The sequence below is a fragment of the Acinetobacter cumulans genome, from assembly GCF_003024525.3.
In the GTDB taxonomy this organism is placed as follows: Bacteria; Pseudomonadota; Gammaproteobacteria; order Pseudomonadales; family Moraxellaceae; genus Acinetobacter; species Acinetobacter cumulans.
In genome coordinates, this window is the sequence record NZ_CP035934.2 from 2,297,163 (window position 1) to 2,315,213 (window position 18,051).

At 40.9% G+C, this 18,051-nt stretch carries 20 protein-coding genes; 7 read left to right on the forward strand and 13 right to left on the reverse strand.

From position 1 onward, the window contains the following. Nucleotides 1-229 precede the first annotated feature (229 nt). Complete coding sequence (locus tag C9E88_RS10935; RefSeq protein ID WP_264766846.1) at nt 230-1,051, reverse strand: DMT family transporter; 822 nt, start codon at nt 1,049-1,051, stop codon at nt 230-232. Between the two features lie 248 nt (nt 1,052-1,299). Between C9E88_RS10935 and C9E88_RS10940 the strand changes: the two genes are divergently transcribed. The 5 genes from C9E88_RS10940 (at nt 1,300) to purB (ending at nt 5,813) form a co-directional block, all read left to right on the forward strand. Then, a complete protein-coding gene (locus C9E88_RS10940; RefSeq protein ID WP_106984700.1) occupies nt 1,300-1,830 on the forward strand; it encodes a helix-turn-helix domain-containing protein in 531 nt (176 codons plus the stop codon). Between the two features lie 163 nt (nt 1,831-1,993). Then, nucleotides 1,994-2,479 (forward strand): NUDIX hydrolase, encoded by a 486-nt coding sequence (locus tag C9E88_RS10945; RefSeq protein WP_106984699.1) that lies wholly within the window; start codon nt 1,994-1,996, stop codon nt 2,477-2,479. A gap of 4 nt (nt 2,480-2,483) precedes the next feature. Next, nucleotides 2,484-3,620 carry a tRNA 2-thiouridine(34) synthase MnmA gene (gene mnmA, locus C9E88_RS10950; RefSeq protein WP_106984747.1) on the forward strand — a complete coding sequence of 379 codons (1,137 nt, stop codon included), beginning with the start codon at nt 2,484-2,486 and terminating at the stop codon, nt 3,618-3,620. A 13-nt stretch (nt 3,621-3,633) separates the two neighbouring features. Beyond that, nucleotides 3,634-4,365 carry a high frequency lysogenization protein HflD gene (gene hflD, locus C9E88_RS10955; RefSeq protein ID WP_106984698.1) on the forward strand — a complete coding sequence of 244 codons (732 nt, stop codon included), beginning with the start codon at nt 3,634-3,636 and terminating at the stop codon, nt 4,363-4,365. A gap of 59 nt (nt 4,366-4,424) precedes the next feature. Further along, entirely contained in the window at nt 4,425-5,813 is a 1,389-nt protein-coding gene (gene purB / locus C9E88_RS10960) for an adenylosuccinate lyase (RefSeq protein WP_106984697.1), read from the forward strand. Nucleotides 5,814-5,999: 186 nt separating this feature from the next. Here the strand turns inward: purB and C9E88_RS10965 are convergent, their stop codons facing one another. Continuing rightward, complete coding sequence (locus C9E88_RS10965) at nt 6,000-6,242, reverse strand: hypothetical protein (RefSeq protein ID WP_106984696.1); 243 nt, start codon at nt 6,240-6,242, stop codon at nt 6,000-6,002. A 250-nt stretch (nt 6,243-6,492) separates the two neighbouring features. Between C9E88_RS10965 and C9E88_RS10970 the strand changes: the two genes are divergently transcribed. Continuing rightward, nucleotides 6,493-7,131 (forward strand): DUF2238 domain-containing protein, encoded by a 639-nt coding sequence (locus tag C9E88_RS10970; protein ID WP_106984695.1) that lies wholly within the window; start codon nt 6,493-6,495, stop codon nt 7,129-7,131. A 31-nt stretch (nt 7,132-7,162) separates the two neighbouring features. Here C9E88_RS10970 and C9E88_RS10975 read toward each other — a convergent pair whose 3' ends face one another. From C9E88_RS10975 to C9E88_RS11025, 11 genes are all read right to left on the reverse strand, one after another. After that, nucleotides 7,163-7,585, reverse strand: a complete 423-nt coding sequence (locus C9E88_RS10975) for a hypothetical protein (RefSeq protein WP_106984694.1) — start codon at nt 7,583-7,585, stop codon at nt 7,163-7,165. 36 nt (nt 7,586-7,621) lie between these two features. Next, nucleotides 7,622-8,038 (reverse strand): hypothetical protein, encoded by a 417-nt coding sequence (locus tag C9E88_RS10980; RefSeq protein ID WP_106984693.1) that lies wholly within the window; start codon nt 8,036-8,038, stop codon nt 7,622-7,624. 21 nt (nt 8,039-8,059) lie between these two features. Then, nucleotides 8,060-8,521 (reverse strand): hypothetical protein, encoded by a 462-nt coding sequence (locus C9E88_RS10985; protein ID WP_106984692.1) that lies wholly within the window; start codon nt 8,519-8,521, stop codon nt 8,060-8,062. Between the two features lie 107 nt (nt 8,522-8,628). Next, the gene (gene sohB / locus C9E88_RS10990; RefSeq protein ID WP_106984691.1) at nt 8,629-9,591 is read right to left on the reverse strand and encodes a protease SohB; all 963 of its coding nucleotides are present in this window, start codon (nt 9,589-9,591) and stop codon (nt 8,629-8,631) included. A 137-nt stretch (nt 9,592-9,728) separates the two neighbouring features. Then, nucleotides 9,729-9,866 (reverse strand): hypothetical protein, encoded by a 138-nt coding sequence (locus tag C9E88_RS10995; RefSeq protein WP_155687863.1) that lies wholly within the window; start codon nt 9,864-9,866, stop codon nt 9,729-9,731. Nucleotides 9,867-9,941: 75 nt separating this feature from the next. Next, on the reverse strand, nt 9,942-10,406 hold the full coding sequence (locus tag C9E88_RS11000; protein ID WP_106984690.1) for a hypothetical protein: 465 nt from the start codon (nt 10,404-10,406) through the stop codon (nt 9,942-9,944). A gap of 228 nt (nt 10,407-10,634) precedes the next feature. Continuing rightward, on the reverse strand, nt 10,635-11,309 hold the full coding sequence (locus C9E88_RS11005; protein WP_106984689.1) for a hypothetical protein: 675 nt from the start codon (nt 11,307-11,309) through the stop codon (nt 10,635-10,637). Nucleotides 11,310-11,412: 103 nt separating this feature from the next. Further along, a complete protein-coding gene (gene pstB, locus C9E88_RS11010) occupies nt 11,413-12,339 on the reverse strand; it encodes a phosphate ABC transporter ATP-binding protein PstB (protein ID WP_106984688.1) in 927 nt (308 codons plus the stop codon). Between the two features lie 12 nt (nt 12,340-12,351). After that, nucleotides 12,352-13,743, reverse strand: coding sequence for a phosphate ABC transporter permease PstA (gene pstA, locus C9E88_RS11015; protein WP_106984687.1), 1,392 nt, complete (start codon nt 13,741-13,743; stop codon nt 12,352-12,354). After that, entirely contained in the window at nt 13,743-15,122 is a 1,380-nt protein-coding gene (pstC, locus tag C9E88_RS11020) for a phosphate ABC transporter permease subunit PstC (RefSeq protein ID WP_106984686.1), read from the reverse strand. Before pstC ends, pstA begins: the two co-directional genes overlap by 1 nt. Nucleotides 15,123-15,220: 98 nt before the next feature. Beyond that, entirely contained in the window at nt 15,221-16,246 is a 1,026-nt protein-coding gene (locus C9E88_RS11025; protein WP_106984685.1) for a substrate-binding domain-containing protein, read from the reverse strand. Between the two features lie 429 nt (nt 16,247-16,675). Between C9E88_RS11025 and C9E88_RS11030 the strand changes: the two genes are divergently transcribed. Beyond that, nucleotides 16,676-17,728, forward strand: coding sequence for a Rieske 2Fe-2S domain-containing protein (locus C9E88_RS11030; RefSeq protein ID WP_106984684.1), 1,053 nt, complete (start codon nt 16,676-16,678; stop codon nt 17,726-17,728). The last annotated feature ends 323 nt before the right edge of the window (nt 17,729-18,051 follow it).

The window sequence follows — 18,051 nt, forward strand, 5'->3', positions numbered from 1 at the left end:
GTTACAAGGCTTAAAGAGAAAGGAAATTAACTTTCCCCAGCACTAGGCTAGTTTAAGCTTACTCATCAATACACATGATGCTCTGCAGTATTCATGAATGATCACTCAATCTAAAATATGTGAAGACAATGCATAAGCGCATGACTGCAGTACAGTCATGCATCAGCAAAAATACAAAAGCACGGATAATTTAGTGAATTTGCATTCAACGAGAGTGCGCCTAATTGTGCTACGTTACAGACTGGCCTCGCTGTATGCGTATAGAAGCCATACTATGTACCACCATACCTAAGCCAATTAAAAATACGCCGAATAGTGCAAGCTTCGATGGTAAACCCATATTTAAAAAAATCATTTCGCCCAATAAGGTAAATAGCAACTCACCAGCTTGAGTGGCTTCAACCATCGCCAATTGATTTGGCTGGGTATGCACCAAATTGGTTGCTGAGAAAAACAATAAAGTCGCAATTACCCCAGAAAATAAAGCCACTAAAAATGCGTATGAAACCTGACTACTTGAAGGCAATCCATGATCGAGCAAGCCAAACACGGCAATCACCGCCCAAAACGGTAAACTTGCCAACGTCATATTGAGTACCCGCTCAGGTGTTTCTACTTTGCCCTGACACACTTGCATCATTTTTCGATTGCCTAGTGGGTACATAAAGGCTGCAAATACCACTGGAATAAAGCCTGCTAAAGCCAATGTCCAACTGATACTGCTCATTTGATCCCACAAAATCAGAATCACCCCTAAAATAATCACACTCGACCACTTTAGCTCTTTCCAAGGCAGTTTCGACCATACACTGCCCTGAGCCTGAGGCGTACCTGCGCCTAAAAACGGCACCAGTAAAGATCCCGCAATAATTGTCGTTTGCCAACTTCCAGCGACCAACCAACCTGGAGAATAAATACTTGCAAAGGTTAATGGCGCGTAAAACAGTCCAAAGCCAACCGTGCTCCAGAGTAAATATTGTTTAAAATTCTCTTTTAAATGTTGCAAGCTGGACGCTAACTTGCCACGAACAGCAACAATCAAAAGTAGCATTGGCACCATCCAAAAGAAGCGCAACGAAGAGCTCCACATCCAGCTTCCGCCCTCTATTTCCATCGCCCGATTAAAAATAAAGGCCGTAGAAAAAAAACAGGATGCTAATAATCCATAAATAATCGCGCGCACATTACCACCTGCTATTTAAAATTTTTAAATCAATCTTCAGCAATAAAAAGCTTGTGCGTTATAATGCACAAGAATTTCATTGTACGTTATAACGCACAATATAAATAGGTGATGAAATGTCCATATTGCTAAAGCATATTGCTAGTCAACTCAAAAAACTTCGTACAGAAAAAGGTTGGAGTTTGGATCAAACCGCAAAAGAGACGGGTATTAGTAAGGCTATGCTGGGTCAAATTGAGCGTGAAGAATCTAATCCGACTGTGCAAACGCTTTGGAAGATTGCCCTAGGGTTTCACAGCTCTTTAAGTGCCTTCTTACCTGCAGAACAGCAAAATCCAGCCGTGCTTAAGCATCAAGACGAAGCGCTCTCTGTTAAAGTCTTACAAGCATTTGATGCCACACTTGGATATGAAATTTTACACATTACTTTAAAAGCTAACTCATCGCATGATTCATCTATCCATGAAAAAGGTGTGATTGAAGATATTTTGCCTTTGAATGGCAGTATCACTATTCAGACTGAAGATCAGCACTATGTGGCCAATACTGGAGAAAGTATTCGTTTTCATGCAGATCAGGTACATCGCTACCTTAATCACAGTAATCACGACGTAATTTTTTATAATATTATTCATTATGCAAAATAAATGTGAGTGTTTGATCAGTCTGTTAAAATGCTGATCGGTTCAGGCAAAATTTCCAGTGAAACTCGGCATCTTTATCACCCTGTAAGCTTTAATGTTCAGTTCGACATAGCCACACACCCCAAAATTTTATACAATAGCGCATCCCTTACCATGGTGCTGTTATATGACCGCTTGGACTGCGCACGTTACCGTTGCAACTGTTGTTGAAAAAGACGGAAAATTCCTGTTTGTTGAAGAACATACCCAAGGCGTAACGCATACTGTGTTTAATCAGCCTGCAGGTCATGTCGAATGCGGTGAAACCATCATTCAAGCAGCCATACGCGAAACCATGGAAGAAACTGGCCATGCGGTAGACGTAGATGCGCTTTTAGGCATTTATACTTATACGCCTCCAATGTATCCAGACCGTACCTATTTCCGTTTCTGCTTTTTAGCGCATGTGCTGGAATATTTTCCAGAAGCAGAATTGGACACAGGCATTGTTGGTCCAAAATGGATGACATTAGAAGAACTGCTAGAAACAGCTCGTGCGCGTAGCCCGCTAGTTATTAAAGCAGTTCAAGATGCTTTGTCTGGTCAAAAATATCCTTTATCGCTCGTTTATGAGCACCAAAATTCTCCCCTCATTTCAAATTTGGATGCCTAATCCTATGCAACAACGTGTCATCGTCGGTATGTCTGGTGGTGTAGACTCATCTGTGTCTGCAGCGCTTCTTCTTCAGCAAGGCTATCAAGTTGAAGGCCTATTCATGAAAAACTGGGAAGAAGATGACGGCACGGAATACTGCACAGCAATGGACGACCTTGCTGATGCACAGGCTGTTTGCGATAAAATTGGTATTAAATTACACACAGCAAACTTTGCAATGGAATATTGGGACCGCGTGTTCGAACATTTCCTTGCAGAATATGCCGCTGGCCGTACCCCTAACCCAGATATTCTGTGCAACAAAGAAATTAAATTCCGTGCGTTTTTAGACCATGCTGTGAACCTTGGTGCAGACTTTATTGCCACTGGCCATTACTGCCGTAGAGGGGAAACACTTAAAAACTCACGTGGTGAAGAATATGCATCTTTACTTCGCGGTGTAGACAACAACAAAGACCAAACTTACTTTTTACATGCCGTTCATGGCCGTGAAATTAATAAAACTTTGTTCCCTGTCGGCGAGATTGAAAAACCGCAAGTTCGTAAAATTGCGGAAGAATTAGGCCTAGCCACTGCGAAGAAAAAAGACTCAACCGGCATCTGCTTTATTGGCGAACGACGTTTTAATGACTTCTTAAAACAATATTTACCAGCGCAGCCTGGAAAAATTGTGCTTGAAGATGGCAAAGAGGTTGGTGATCATCACGGCTTAATGTACTATACGCTCGGCCAGCGCGGTGGCATTGGTATTGGTGGTATGAAAGGCGTTGCAGAAGGCGCTTGGTTTGTACTGCATAAAGATATCGAAGGTAACCGTTTAGTGGTCGGCCAAGGCCATGAACACCCACTCATGCAAAGCACCATCTTATGGTCTGAAGCCATTGATTGGGTTGCAGGTGAGCAAGAGATTCCTGAAACAGGTTTCCGCTGTACTGCAAAAACACGCTACCGCCAAGGTGATCAGGCATGTACCTTGTACAAAGACCCAGACGCACCAAATGGCGTACGTGTAGAATTTGATGAAGCACAGCGCGCCGTGACGCCAGGTCAAAGCGTTGTATTCTATGCAGGTGAAGTTTGTTTAGGCGGTGGTGTGATTCATCATACCAATGCACCTAAACCGGATTTTATTCAATAAGGATTGTCTCGGCATGACAGAGTTACCGTTTCAACAGCCCCAGACTCTGAACACCCGTCAAAATCGCGCATTAGCGTTGGCAGGTGTTTTTCAAGCCACCCAGTTAACGCACATGACTGCGCTAACGGGTCGCCAGAGTATTGGTGAAAGCGGTAACTTCTATTTTGAACAATTGATTAAAGCCAGCTTAAATATTCGACCAAGTGGCCCATGCCAGTGTCAAACGTTAGCTTTCTTTAATCAATTGGCCGACATCTCCCTCGGTTTAAAAACCTTAGAAAACAGCATTAACCACCCATTTAATACGTCACCTAAATCCAGATTGCCAAAACTTGCCAATACTAAACTGCCAATGAACTACGCAATGGCACTGTTACAACTAGAAAAGAAAGTTTATAGCAATCCCAAATTTGTCGAAATTATTGAACAGTCCCAACAAAAAATATTAAAGCAACTTTCATTTTTTGATAATAACTATTTACACCCCAGCATCATTGCCAACCTCGCACAAACCTATGTCGAAACCGCTGGATCAATTAATCCACGCATTATGGTTCGTGGCAATGCTGAAGCCTTTAAAGACTCAAACCACACCAATCGCATTCGTGCCTCGTTATTTACAGGCCTGCAAATGGCGCATTTATGGCGCCAACTGGGTGGTAGCTCTTGGGGCATGATTTTTAGTAAGCGCAAGCTACTGCAGGATATTCAGGATCTTGCCCGTTTACAGTATCAGACTGTTTGAATGATGCTGTACTCGGGCTTTTTTGTTTTACGTTTAATTCCAAAGTTTAAGGAATCGCTATGAACGCTTTAACCGCACTTTCTCCATTAGATGGACGCTACGCAAGCAAATGTGATGCACTCCGTCCCTTCCTCTCTGAGTTTGGTTTAATCCACGCTCGTGTGACTGTTGAAGTGCGTTGGTTACAAGCGCTTGCAAACCGTCCTGAAATCACAGAAGTGCCAGCTTTCTCAGCTGAAACAAATGCAGCGCTTGACGCAATTGTTGCAAACTTCTCTGAAGACAATGCAAACCGCATTAAAGAAATCGAACGTACAACCAACCACGACGTTAAAGCCGTTGAGTACTTCCTAAAAGAACAAATTGCTGACATCGCAGAACTTAAAAATGCGGGTGAATTCATTCACTTTGCATGTACTTCTGAAGACATCAACAACTTGTCTCATGCTTTAATGCTGAAAAACGGTCGTGCAGTACTGGTTGAATCTATGCAACAAATCGTAGATGCGATTGCTGCTTTGGCTGAAACTCACGCTGAACAACCAATGTTGTCTCGTACACACGGTCAAACTGCAAGCCCGACAACTTTGGGTAAAGAAATGGCAAACGTGGCTTACCGCCTTGCTCGCCAAATCAAACAATTCAACAATGTTGAACTTCTAGGTAAAATTAACGGTGCTGTAGGTAACTACAATGCGCACTACTCTGCTTACCCAGAAATTAACTGGCCTGCTCACTCGCAAGCATTTGTTGAATCACTAGGTTTAACATTCAACCCGTACACAACTCAAATTGAACCACACGACTACATCGCAGAAATGTTTGATGCACTTCGTCGTTTCAACACTGTGTTAATTGACTTTAACCGTGACGTTTGGGGCTACATCTCACTTGGTTTCTTCAAACAACGTTTGAAAGAAGGTGAAGTGGGTTCTTCAACTATGCCGCATAAAGTTAACCCAATTGACTTCGAAAACTCTGAAGGTAACTTGGGTATTGCAAATGCAGTATTGGCCCACCTTGGCGAAAAACTTCCTATTTCTCGCTGGCAACGTGACTTAACTGACTCTACAGTTCTTCGTAACATGGGTGTTGGTTTAGCGCAAAGCTTAATCGCTTTTGAAGCTTGCTTAAAAGGTATTGGTAAACTTGAATTGAATGCTGCGCGTATTCTTGAAGATCTTGACCACGCTCAGGAAGTTCTTGCTGAACCAATTCAAACTGTTATGCGCCGTTACAACGTTGAAAAACCATACGAAAAACTAAAAGCTCTTACTCGCGGTCAAGCAATGACACGTGACATGATGGTTGATTTCGTCAACGGTAACGAACTTTCTGCAGTTCCTGCTGAAGATCGTGCGCGCCTTGCAGAAATGACTCCTGCAACTTACACAGGTAATGCAGCAGAACAAGCAAAACAAATCAAAGACTTGATTGCTAAAATCTAATTTAGCTTAAAGTAAAAAAAGCGAAGCTCAGGCTTCGCTTTTTTTATTCAACATAGGCTTGTCGAAATCACCACTAAAAGCTTCTTCTGCCCTTAGAATGAAGAGTATTGCGCTGCAGGTGGATGAGGACTTTAACCCCTCCCTTGCGAAACAGTGTTTCTCATCTCCTACAAGGAGAGAGAATTTTTATTCCACAGGACAATACTTCGCCCAATCATCCTTCATACATTGTAATTCACAGCCAGTAAGTAAGTCGCTAAAGTAAATATAATACGTTGCATTTGGATACTGAATTTCATGGCGATACAACATACCACGCAAAGAGACAGACAACTCTTCTGGGAAATCACCATTTAACTGGTTTAGTTCTTCAAATTCATAGTTAAAATAGCAATTTTGTTGTGCAACAAATGCTTCTACAACCGCCATGCGCTGTCTCGAATCAATTTAAAATACAGTCGCTAAGTGTAACGGATTCAAGCGCTAAATTGCCAATTCGACATACTCACTCAGGATGTCATCATCGCAGTTTCTTCTCATAAGCATAAAGTACGTCGCCCCTTTCACAAGAGAAAAGACTAAAACCTGTTTAACAAAATTCAATGCTAAAAACTCAGTTTCACATTAAACTCAAACCGTAAAATTTAGCTTCTCTTTTAACTTTTCACGAATAACAAAAATGATTGAAACAAAACTACAGCTTAAACATTGGATCATGCTGAGCATTTTGCTGATCGCTATCGTGTTGGCGAGCATTGATCCCTTAGAGTTTGCACCTTACTTACTGCATCAGGTCGGCACAGTACTCATGCTTGGCTTACTGTTTTTATGCTTCTACAAAGTTGGCCTAAGCTTTTATAGCTTCGCACTCTACATCGGCTTTTTACTCATTCACATTCTTGGCGCACATTATCTGTATTCTTATGTGCCTTATAGTGATTGGACGCAAACACTCTTTGGCTTCAAGCTCGATCAAACTATGGGTTGGTCACGTAATATGTATGATCGCTTGGTGCATTTGGCATACGGCTTATTGCTCTATCCGCTGTTTCTTCGCTTATTTCAGGTTTGGTTGCCTTCACTCAAACCATTTACGCTGTATGTATTGGTCATTCAATTTGTAATGGCTACCAGCCTGTTTTATGAATGGATTGAGTGGCTGATTGCAATCGGACTCTCTCCTGAAGAAGCAGAAAACTATAACGGCCAACAAGGCGACATGTGGGATGCGCATAAAGATATGCTGCTGGCAACACTGGGAGCAATGATCACTGGCGCTATGTGTTTAATCAAATCAAAATCTATTGAAGAAAGTTAAACAGATGTCCTCAGGCATTTAAGCTAAACATTTATGTAGTCCAATCAATTAAAATTGAATCTGACATGTGCGGATTCAATTTTCGGTCATAATATTTAAAGCAAACTTTTGCGCCCACTGGCATTTTTTGCAGCTCATCATCTATGCGTAAATGCCGTGTAAATTTTGCATGATTCACTAAAATTTCAACCCGCTCAAAAGGCTGTCTTTTGTTTTTATTGCCACTGCTCATATAACGCTGATAAGCCACAACTGTGCCACAAGCTTCAGAGCGAATATCGGTCTGCTGTGATGAATAATAAATATAGCCTGCCAGCAACGCTACTGCTGGGCCAAACAACAACACATACTGTTTTAAGGTCTGAGTTTCCACGCTACGAAAATGTAGCAGATACAACCAAGGCCAAACTACAAGGCAAATGACGTCAGCTAAAATAAACAGCAGTGTCATCATGTATTTAATTTCCTTAAGCTGTTGTGATAGACCAAACTAACGATCAACCCATTTTAAAATTTTAGATTCAGCCAAATCTGGGTATGCAAATTTATCCAAATATTCAAAACAGACATAAGCACCTTTATCTTTACGACTCATATTGTCATCAAAGTGTAAGTGTCGATTATATTTTCGGTCGTCAAATAGAATCGTAATTCGCTCAAAATGATCATGCTTAGTTGAATAGGTCTTATAAAACTGCACAACACCGCATGCCTGTGACGGTAAAATTACTTTTTCTTCTTTTAAATACGTAGCTAAAGCTAAAATTAAACAACCCGGCAACACAGCATAATATGGATAAGTATCGCGATGATTTTTATCCTTTAATTTGGGCACAATAAAAATAACCGTCATAAATGGGACGATCACCAAAGTCAGCAAACCAATAAAAACCATCATGCCAAACATGATTCCCCTCTAAATGAGCTGCTAAGGCGCGAGCCACTCAACAATGTTTGAACTTTTTAAATGTGAATATTTAAAGCGGTCATAAAAGCGGAAACATACTCTTTCATTCACTTGCTTACGCGCCAAACCCGCATCAAAGCGCATATCGCGGGTATAGGCTGAACCTTCAAATTTTAATAAAATTTTTTCATAGGGATTGCAACGCGTCTGAGCTCTACCACTACAGTTCTCATAATGCTTATAGCCCACTACGACAGCACATGCTTTTGAAAGTACCATGGGCTTTTCTTTTTTCATCGACATGCCAACATGATAAGACACTCCCCCAAACACCAACATTAAGCCCATCACCACAAAGGGAAAGACTGCCCATTTTTCCCCTTCTTTTTCGGCTTTGGGCAAATACACCACTAAGCTTGCAATAAATCCAAAGAAACAAAAGAAAAATAAAATTAACCCTAAAATAATCAAAAAATTAGACATGATTCCAGTCGATATTTCACTTAAAGAGCAATCTACCACATTCGTTTATCTTTCCATAAAAAAAGCCCACCAAAGTGAGCTTTAAATACATCATAACCAAAACAATTTTAGAGTTTTGGATCACGCAACTGCACCAGACTCGAATTGGCTTTACTCAATGACTCCATCACTTTAGACATTACCGCAGGCACCAATGAATCTGCCATTTGCGCTGCCTGCAAGCCTAGTTTTTCACCCAAAGTCGGTTTTTTACGTGTCTGGATCAGGTACACATCATGCTGTGGTAATAAGCCTAATAAGTATTCATCTGATGTTTTAAGTTGATCCACCAAATTCAGATCAATTGCATCTTGGCCATACCAATGCTCGCCAGTTGCCACTTTTTCTACATTCAATTGCGGACGGTATTTTTCCACAAAGTGTTTGAATAAGTTATGCGTTTGTTGCAATTCTTCTTCAAACTTGGCTTTGCCTTCAGCGGTATTTTCACCAAACATGGTGACAGTACGTTTGAATTGGCCAGCTGTATATAACTCAAAGTCGATATGCTTTTCTTTTAGCAAGCGGTTGAAGTTCGGCACTTGTGCAACCACACCAATTGAACCGACAACTGCAAACGGCGCAGATACAATTTCAGATGCAATACATGCCATCATATAGCCACCGCTGGCAGCCACTTTATCTACACAAATAGTTAAATGGAAACCTGCGTCACGTAGGCGAACAAGTTGCGCAGCAGCCAAACCATAGCCATGAACCATGCCTCCAGGGCTTTCTAAACGAAGCACGACACGGTCACGCCCTGCTTTTGCAGTGGCTAAAATTAAAGTAATTTCTTCACGTAAACTCGCAACAGCAGATGCAGCTGTATCGCCATTAAAATCTAAGACATAAATTTTTTCATTGGTCTTTTTACGTGCACGCGCTTCTTTTGACAGTTGCTGTGTCAATTGCAAGAGCTCAAATTTTGAAGCAGTAGTTTGCGCAATTTTTTTTCTTTGTTCATTAATACGCGCATTCAAATGACTGATGCGAATTTCTGCAGGCAGTTTAGATGTATGAAATAACATAATATTTTCTTTTCTCAAATCGGCACGAGGCTTATATTTTTAGATTAGGCCAATTGTATGTTTTTTCAATAGCATTTTTGCGAATTACACCTTTTTCTCGATACTTGCTATTTTAAAGCACACTTGCTGGCTCAAACTTAGACATCTTCCGCAACTTGTTGTTCATCTTTTTCGAGTGCTTTACGTAATGCTCGCTCTGCCTGAACATGCAACAACATATCTTGACGGTCAACCTCTGTCACAGCAAATAACCGAACATATAAGCAAAAGATCATATAGTAAAATACCCCAATGAGTGCGGCATTGATCGGCCACCATGTTTGAATCCAAAAATAACCGCGATGACTCGACTAGTTCGGGGTCAAAACTGAATACATCAGGATTAAAACTACAATAATCATCATGCAAACCAGTCCTTCCGAAAGCCAACTGTCTAGCAATGCCTTTTTACCCTGCGCTTCTGCTTTTAGAAATCTGTTCATTTTAAACTGCGCATGTGCCCGCGTATATTCACGCCATGCTTGTCGCCCTTCGCCTTGCTCGAACTGACGATGAATTAAAATATAAAGTACGGGCCCCATGATAATAATGGCGATCACAAATACATCGTACAACCAGCGGTGATAATTACTCATACCCGCACTGGATGCCGTTGCAAATAATCCATCATGAGGCACAAAAACAGCTAAAATCAGGCTGACTGCAACCATAAATATCGCAACAGCATGTGCAATATAAGCTGTCCCAAAAACAGCTCTGAAATATTTCTTTTGCGTCTGTTTTAATAATTCAGCTTGCTGTTTATCTGGAGTCATGCGCTTCTTATGCCATGTTTAAAAACGTCACAATACAACAAATGGTATAAATAAATATTTGTATATAATAATTTTATTAAAAAAATTTCAAATTTTTTAAGTATTAAATTATTCCAATCACAACATAAGCCTAAATCATCGTGTTCAAAATGTTCCACTGCATTATTTAGCCCCCAACCGACCCAATTAAAAATATCTTTTAGATATATTGAACTTACACAGTCAGTGCTAGACCTGTTCTTCGGAGCTATCCTTTTGGAGCATGCTTTTCTTGGCCTGTCTTTGTGCTTCGCGTTTTAATTTTAGAAAATGCTTATGCATATCTTCCGTAGAAAAAAGCTTTAAGAAAAGATAACTTTGACAACAATATAATGCCCATATAATTAGAGCGTTAATAGGCCACCATGCCAAAATCCAAAATGATGATTTGTAGGCTCCTGCAAATGGTGTCATCCATACATACATTGCAATCACGCCAACCGTAAACCCTAATAACACTGCGTAAAATAAGATTTTACTTGAATATAGGATCGTCACTTTCGACTGCGATTGTGCATATTGATATTCTCTAAACCGCTCTTCTGCACTGATTTTAGTGGCGCAGTGCCATAGACGACGAAATTTCACATCATGTTTTTTGTGCTGTAAACGCAAAAAAATCACCACGCCTGTAATACATGAGCTAATCACATAAACATCATATAACCAGCGGTGATAATTGGTCATACCCGTACTTTGGGATGTGGCAAATAAACCTTCATGCGGTATAAACATCGCTACGATCAAGCTCATCATGACCATCAGGGAAGCATAGAGTTTGCCAAAATGTACTGTACCAAATAAAGCTTTATTCACTGAAGCTTGAATCTCTTCAGCCAATGCTTGTTGGTTGGAATATTTCATATTGCTTTATATTCATGTTCATATCTTAAATATTAAGCAATCAGCATAACAAAAAAAACAGAGCCCTAAGACTCTGTTTTTAAAAAATTTTAAATAATCCAAATTAACCGAAACGGCCGGTAATATAAGCTTCAGTTAACTGATGGTCCGGTTGCGTAAATACTTTTTCGGTTGAGTTTACTTCAATCAAGTCACCCAAATGGAAGTATGCAGTACGGTCTGATACGCGTGCTGCCTGTTGCATTGAGTGTGTCACAATCGCAATGGTGTATTGTGTAGAAAGCTCTGAAATTAACTCTTCGACTTTAGCCGTTGCAATTGGGTCGAGTGCAGAACATGGCTCATCCATTAAAATCACTTCAGGTGAAACCGCAATCGTACGCGCAATACATAAACGTTGTTGCTGACCGCCAGATAAGCCTGTACCAGGCTGGCTAAGACGATCTTTTACTTCGTCCCATAAGCCAGCTTTACGTAAACTATTTTCTACAATTTCTTCCATGTCGTATTTATCACGTGCTAGGCCATGTAATTTTGGACCGTATGCCACGTTATCAAAAATTGACTTTGGAAATGGATTTGGCTTTTGGAAAACCATACCGACTTGAGCACGTAGTAATACCACGTCCAAATTCGGATCATAAATGTCTTGGTTGTCCAGCATCACCTTACCCGTTACACGACAGCTATCAATCGTGTCATTCATACGGTTTAAGGTACGTAAAAATGTAGACTTACCACAGCCTGATGGACCAATAAAAGCAATCACTTCATTTTCATAAATATTGAGATCAATGCCTTTAATTGCTTCAGCTTCATCATAATAAACATGCACATCTGTTGTGCTCAATTTTACATTTGCACTCTTTGCATCTTTTTTTGCAGAAGCTTGCGTATCAAATTGAGAGACAAAAGACGTTGCAGGAGCTTGAGCGACTGCGTCATCAGACGTAAATTGCGTTTCGTTTTGATTCACTGACTTATCCTGATTTGAGGAATTCGTTGTAGATGTTGCCGTTGCTGTATTCATGTTTTAATCCTATTACCAACGAACTTCAAATTTCTTTCGTAACCAAATAGCCAAGCTATTTAAGCCAATCATGAGTGCCAACAGTACAATAATGGCTGCTGCTGTTCTGCCCTCAAAGAAGTTACGCATTTCATTACCCTGCCATAAAAAGATTTGCACAGGTAATGCTGAAGATTGATCCAATGGTGTTGCAGGTACACTGGCAACAAATGCACTCATACCAATTAATAGCAGCGGTGCGGTCTCACCCAGTGCTTGCGCCACACCAATAATTGCACCTGTTAAAATCCCGGGTAAGGCCAAAGGCAATACATGGTGGAATACGGTTTGTAAACGTGATGCACCCAAGCCTAAAGCAGCTTGACGAATTGAAGGTGGCACAGCTTTAAGTGATGCACGTGTGGTAATAATGACTGTCGGAAGTGTCATTAAGCTTAAAACCAAACCACCTACCAACGGTGCAGATAGAGGTAAATGTAACCAGCCGATAAAAATTGAAGCGCCCAGCAAACCAAATACAATCGATGGAACTGCAGCCAAGTTATTAATATTCACTTCAATCACGTCTGTGATCCAGTTTTTAGGTGCAAACTCTTCGAGGTAAATTGCCGAAGCAACACCAATTGGAATTGAGATCACAATTACAATGAGCATCATGAATAACGAGCCCATAAATGCACCTGCTAAGCCTGAAGTTGCAGGTGAACTACGTGAGTCTGGGCTGGTGAAAATATTGGTGTTAAACGTATTGCTAATAATGCCTTGCGCTTTTAACTGGTCTGCCAATTGACGTACTTCTGGGCTCAACTGTTGTTGATCATCTGGCAATGAACGATTGATATTCCCCGCCAACCATACATCCACATTCGCATCAGCTAAAATTTTCAGGTCTTCTTTTTTACCCACCAAAGATGGATCCGCAAAGACCATATCGCGTAAACGATAAGCTTCTGAACTGGTATATAAACTCGTTAAATCGTCACGTTTTGCTTCAAGCGCTTTGTCTTTTGAAATAAGGCCGTTAACGATCAGCGCATCCCAATCTACCATGCCCATTTCAGTTTGCCATGCAATATAGCGTTCTTGATAATGTGCTGGTGCTTCTCCCGTTTTTTGAACTGGCTTAGGTCCTGCTGTAATAATCGTTGGATCAAAATAGACAGGCACATTCATCGAGCTTTGCCAAAATGCTGGAAGACCTTTAATTAAGATACTTCCAAATAACAAGACAACAAAACACAAGCCCGTAATGACCGCTGAAAAGCCAAAGATACGAAATGCTTTTTCTTTACGATGACGCTTTGACAAAGAACTTTCGATAATTTTTTTACGCTTTTCTCGTTGCTCTGCTGCAACACGTGGATCCAATGCCTGATCCATAGAAGATGTATTTGAAGTACTCATTATTCGTATTGCTCACGGTATTTGCGCACGATATACAGTGCAACAATGTTGAGACCCAAGGTAATCACAAATAAGGTTAAACCCAATGCGAATGCCACCAACGCCTGCGGACTAGCAAAATCTGTATCGCCCGTTAACTGATTCACAATGGTAATCGTCACTGTTGATACTGCTTCTAAAGGGTTCACATGGAGAAGTGGGCTATTACCTGCAGCCAATACCACAATCATGGTTTCACCAATCGCACGTGAAGCGGCCAATAAGAATGCCCCAATGATGCCCGGCAATGCTGCTGGAAGTACCACTTGGCGGATGGTTTCAGATTTGGTTGCCCCTAAACCCAATGAACCATCACGCAGTGCACGAGGTACTTGAGTAATAATGTCGTCTGAAAGTGAAGACACAAAAGGAATAATCATAATGCCCATGACGAAACCCGCGGTAAGCGCACTCGTAGCATTAATGTCTAAGCCGATATAAGCCCCCATTTGTTTAATAAATGGGCCAATAATCATTAGTGCAAACACACCGTAGACGATGGTTGGAATACCCGCTAATACTTCAATTGCTGGTTTTGCCCAAGCTCTAAAACTCGGTTTAGCATATTCGGCTAAGTAAATAGCAATCATCAAACCAACTGGTACTGCAACAAGTAATGCAATACCACTGACCATCAACGTACCCCACAGCAATGGCAATAAACCATAACTGCCTTCGGCATTACCCGAGGTACTAAAGCCTGGATTCCATACCGTACCAAAGAAGAAATCCATTGGGCTCACAAAACTAAAAAAGCGCATTGCTTCGCTAAACATCGACATTACAATGCCGACCGTTGTTAAAATTGCCACGCCCGAACATAGTGCTAAGCCAATATTCAGTACTTTTTCGACTTGGTTACGTGCACGAAATTGCGATGCAACACGACGCTTCGCCCAGACCAATCCTAATAGCGCACTACACAGGACCACGGCCAATTTTGCAAAAGAGCCGATCGACTCCACGTGTTTTAAATGTTCTGCAGCTGCTATTTCATATTGAGCAGGCGTATCACTCACACCAAAGCCCGAAGCAATCGCTTGTACACGATCAATCAGCACACTAATACTTGCTGGATCCATAGTGGCTTTAATTTGCTCAGGCACATTGCTTAGCACTACATGCTTAAAAATGCTAGGTTCAACAATATTCCAAACAATCAAAATTAAAAAAGCTGGGATACCACACCAAAGTGCAACCAACGCGCCATAATAGCCTGGACGCGAATGCAGCATTGCCGAATTATTTCCCTTGCCAGCCAAGTTACGGCTTTTGGTTAAACCAACCTGATAGGCTATTGCTACAATTGCCAGTAGCACCCCTATAAGCAGTAGATTCATGTACTCTCCACCATTTTTTCAATTTTCATTATTTGAAAAAAATGTATTTGCAAAAAGCCAATGACAGGTTTCCCTGCCATCAGCCAATGGTCTTTCTATTACTTAACCGCTTTACCTGCTTTAAAGTCAGCAAGTACTTTTGCACGTTCTTTGTCAGACATAGAAATTAAGCCAGCTTTTTCTAACTTAGAGCCTTTGCCTGTCACTTTTTTGCTAATAAAGAATTCTGTGTATTCTTTTAAGCCTTTAATTGCTTTTAAGTGCTCGCCTTTCACGTAGAAGAACAATGGACGAGATACTGGGTAAGAACCGTTTAGAATCGTTTTCTCAGAAGGTACAACATTGTTTACTGTCGCAACACGTAGCTTGTCACGGTTTTGGTCATAGAAACCTAAACCAAATACACCCACTGCACTTGGAGAGGTTTTCAAACGTGCTAATGTTTCTGTGTAATCGCCAGCAATTTCAATGACCTTGCCGTCTTTACGGAAGTTAGAACATGCTTTTTTCTGCGCGTCTTTATCTAATTTTGCGAAAGCTTCATAAGTTTCACAGCCAGCATCAACCATTTTCTCTTGGAACACTTCACGTGTACCGTGGTTAGATGCAGGAATCACTAAAGTGATCGGTTCATTTGGTAAAGATTTATCAATTTGATTCCAACGTGTGTACGGGTTAGGAATCATTTTGCCATTAGCAGGAAGCTCTGCGGCTAAAGCTGCAAATACATGCTGTGGACGTAATTTATAGGCAGCTTTATGTGAGTTAGATGCGAATACAATGCCGTCATAACCAATTTTGATTTCTAATACTTGATTTACACCAGCTTTTTTACAAGCAGCTAATTCAGTATCTTTAATTTTGCGTGATGCGTTTGCGATATCAATTGTATTATCACCCACACCATTACAGAATTGTTTCAAACCACCTGAAGTACCGCCAGAACCAACAACTGGTGTTTTAAATTGTGGGAATGTGTTGCCAAATTCTTCCGCTGCAATACTTGCATACGGTAAAACTGTAGAAGAACCAGCGATTTGAATCGTGTCACGCGCAGCGTTTGCAGTTGTTGCTACAGCCGCGCCAGTTAGTGCCAATGCAAGTGCGATATTATTGAAGCGCATTCTCATCTCTCTCAGTTGATGCATTTTTGGAGTACGCCACTTTGTTATTAAGTTTTGTACTTATTTGGATAACTGCATTTTGATTTTAGAATATGACAACTAAGTTACAACTTTATGACGCTTTGATGATAATTGACCACTAGGCTTTGATTTAAATAATTTTCTTTAAAATTCAATATGTAAGTTAATTTTACCAAATATATTCTTAGCACAGTTTTTTATATATTTTGGTAACACTTCAGCAGGATGTCATCTTTTAATGACACAGCAAGCTACTTTGCCTCCCTAAATCTCAACGCTACATCAGTCACTATACTCATCGTCAAAGTGCAGTGTTCTGATTTACCACATACTTCATTCCAATAATTGAAATTTATCTAAACACAAGCTTGACCTATATTCTAAAAAAGCCAGCTTGATGACAGAAAAATGAACAGCAAAACCATTGCGACCTTTAATCCTGATTTGCCAGTACACATGACATTTGAAGAACATGACTGGCATTTACTCGCTGAATATTGGTATCCAATCGCACTTGCGCGAGACATTACAGAGCAACCTTATGGCACGATGCTATTGGACATGCCTTTGGTGATTTATAAAATGAACGATCAGCTCATTGTCGCTAAAGATGCTTGCCCGCACCGCGGTGTTCCGCTCAGCTTAGGTAAAAATGATGGGCAAGGTGTGGTTTGTCGCTATCATGGTTTACGTTTTGGTGAACATGGCCATTGTAATCGCATTCCAGCCCATCCTGATCATAAAATTTCTCCGCGCTTTAACTTACGGACTTATGCCGCAGTCGAACGCTATGGTTTGGTCTGGTGTAATTTAACGGCCAATCCTGAAGCTGAGCCAAACATTCCAGTCATGCCTCATTGGGAGGATGCAGACTTTCAACAACTGGTGTGCCCAGCTGTAGATTTTCAGTGTTTTGCAGGCCGACAGCTCGAAGGCTTCATTGATGTTGCGCATTTTGCATGGGTGCATCCCGATACGTTTGGCGACCCTGAAAATGTAGAAGTGCCCGACTATAAAACTATTGAGACAGAAACAGGATTTAATGCAGATTACTGGAGCAGTGTTGGACGCTATCCCATTGGTTTAGAGCAGCGTGGCAAAGATGGCTTTCAATGGTTGCGTCATTTTGAAATTCATCTGCCGTTTACTGCAACCTTAACGATTCATTTTCCAAACGATAGTAAGCAAGTGATTATGAATGCAGCATCGCCGATGACTGCCCGCTCGACACGCTTATTTGCGCCTATCTGCCGTAATTATGACAAAGACTTGCCTATTGAAGATGCTTACGACTTTAACCTAAAAATATTTGAGGAAGACCGATTAGTCTCGGAATCACAAAAGCCGGAATATTTGCCTTTGGATTTAAGCATTGAAGCGCACTTCCCAGCAGACCGCAGTTCGAGCATGTACCGCAAGTTATTGCGTAAGAAGGGGTTTAGTCCATTGTTTGCGGCATAAGCAATATCATCTATTTTTAAGCATGTATAGCCGTGAATCATCGATGAAATTCATGATCTTCCCTTACTACGCTCTTTCCAAAAGGAGAAGTAACCTACGCTACGCATAGTACCACCTCGCCCGTGAAACTCTCACCCATACATGACTATCGTGACTGGCGACATGGATGTCGCCGTAAGGTAAAGGTCACATGGATGTACCTTTTGCCTTACAAGGATTTTGGTTACTTTGATCCTTCAAAGTAACAATCTGCCTACACAGTAAAATATCATCACTCAATGAAAAATTGTGGCTGTAAAATCATTAACTGTTTTTTCATTTAG

Bases quoted from the DNA above. Each gene is read 5' to 3' on its own strand.
- hflD (WP_106984698.1), top strand. From the start codon at position 3,634: ATGACAGAGTTACCGTTTCAACAGCCCCAGACTCTGAACACCCGTCAA.
- pstA (WP_106984687.1), bottom strand. From the start codon at position 13,743: ATGAGTACTTCAAATACATCTTCTATGGATCAGGCATTGGATCCACGT.
- C9E88_RS10985 (WP_106984692.1), bottom strand. From the start codon at position 8,521: ATGTCTAATTTTTTGATTATTTTAGGGTTAATTTTATTTTTCTTTTGT.
- pstC (WP_106984686.1), bottom strand. From the start codon at position 15,122: ATGAATCTACTGCTTATAGGGGTGCTACTGGCAATTGTAGCAATAGCC.
- C9E88_RS10980 (WP_106984693.1), bottom strand. From the start codon at position 8,038: ATGTTTGGCATGATGGTTTTTATTGGTTTGCTGACTTTGGTGATCGTC.
- purB (WP_106984697.1), top strand. From the start codon at position 4,425: ATGAACGCTTTAACCGCACTTTCTCCATTAGATGGACGCTACGCAAGC.
- C9E88_RS10970 (WP_106984695.1), top strand. From the start codon at position 6,493: ATGATTGAAACAAAACTACAGCTTAAACATTGGATCATGCTGAGCATT.
- C9E88_RS10940 (WP_106984700.1), top strand. From the start codon at position 1,300: ATGTCCATATTGCTAAAGCATATTGCTAGTCAACTCAAAAAACTTCGT.
- C9E88_RS10975 (WP_106984694.1), bottom strand. From the start codon at position 7,585: ATGATGACACTGCTGTTTATTTTAGCTGACGTCATTTGCCTTGTAGTT.
- C9E88_RS11025 (WP_106984685.1), bottom strand. From the start codon at position 16,246: ATGCGCTTCAATAATATCGCACTTGCATTGGCACTAACTGGCGCGGCT.
- C9E88_RS10995 (WP_155687863.1), bottom strand. From the start codon at position 9,866: ATGATCTTTTGCTTATATGTTCGGTTATTTGCTGTGACAGAGGTTGAC.
- C9E88_RS10965 (WP_106984696.1), bottom strand. From the start codon at position 6,242: ATGGCGGTTGTAGAAGCATTTGTTGCACAACAAAATTGCTATTTTAAC.
- C9E88_RS11000 (WP_106984690.1), bottom strand. From the start codon at position 10,406: ATGACTCCAGATAAACAGCAAGCTGAATTATTAAAACAGACGCAAAAG.
- C9E88_RS11030 (WP_106984684.1), top strand. From the start codon at position 16,676: ATGAACAGCAAAACCATTGCGACCTTTAATCCTGATTTGCCAGTACAC.
- C9E88_RS11005 (WP_106984689.1), bottom strand. From the start codon at position 11,309: ATGAAATATTCCAACCAACAAGCATTGGCTGAAGAGATTCAAGCTTCA.
- mnmA (WP_106984747.1), top strand. From the start codon at position 2,484: ATGCAACAACGTGTCATCGTCGGTATGTCTGGTGGTGTAGACTCATCT.
- pstB (WP_106984688.1), bottom strand. From the start codon at position 12,339: ATGAATACAGCAACGGCAACATCTACAACGAATTCCTCAAATCAGGAT.
- C9E88_RS10945 (WP_106984699.1), top strand. From the start codon at position 1,994: ATGACCGCTTGGACTGCGCACGTTACCGTTGCAACTGTTGTTGAAAAA.
- C9E88_RS10935 (WP_264766846.1), bottom strand. From the start codon at position 1,051: ATGCTACTTTTGATTGTTGCTGTTCGTGGCAAGTTAGCGTCCAGCTTG.
- sohB (WP_106984691.1), bottom strand. From the start codon at position 9,591: ATGTTATTTCATACATCTAAACTGCCTGCAGAAATTCGCATCAGTCAT.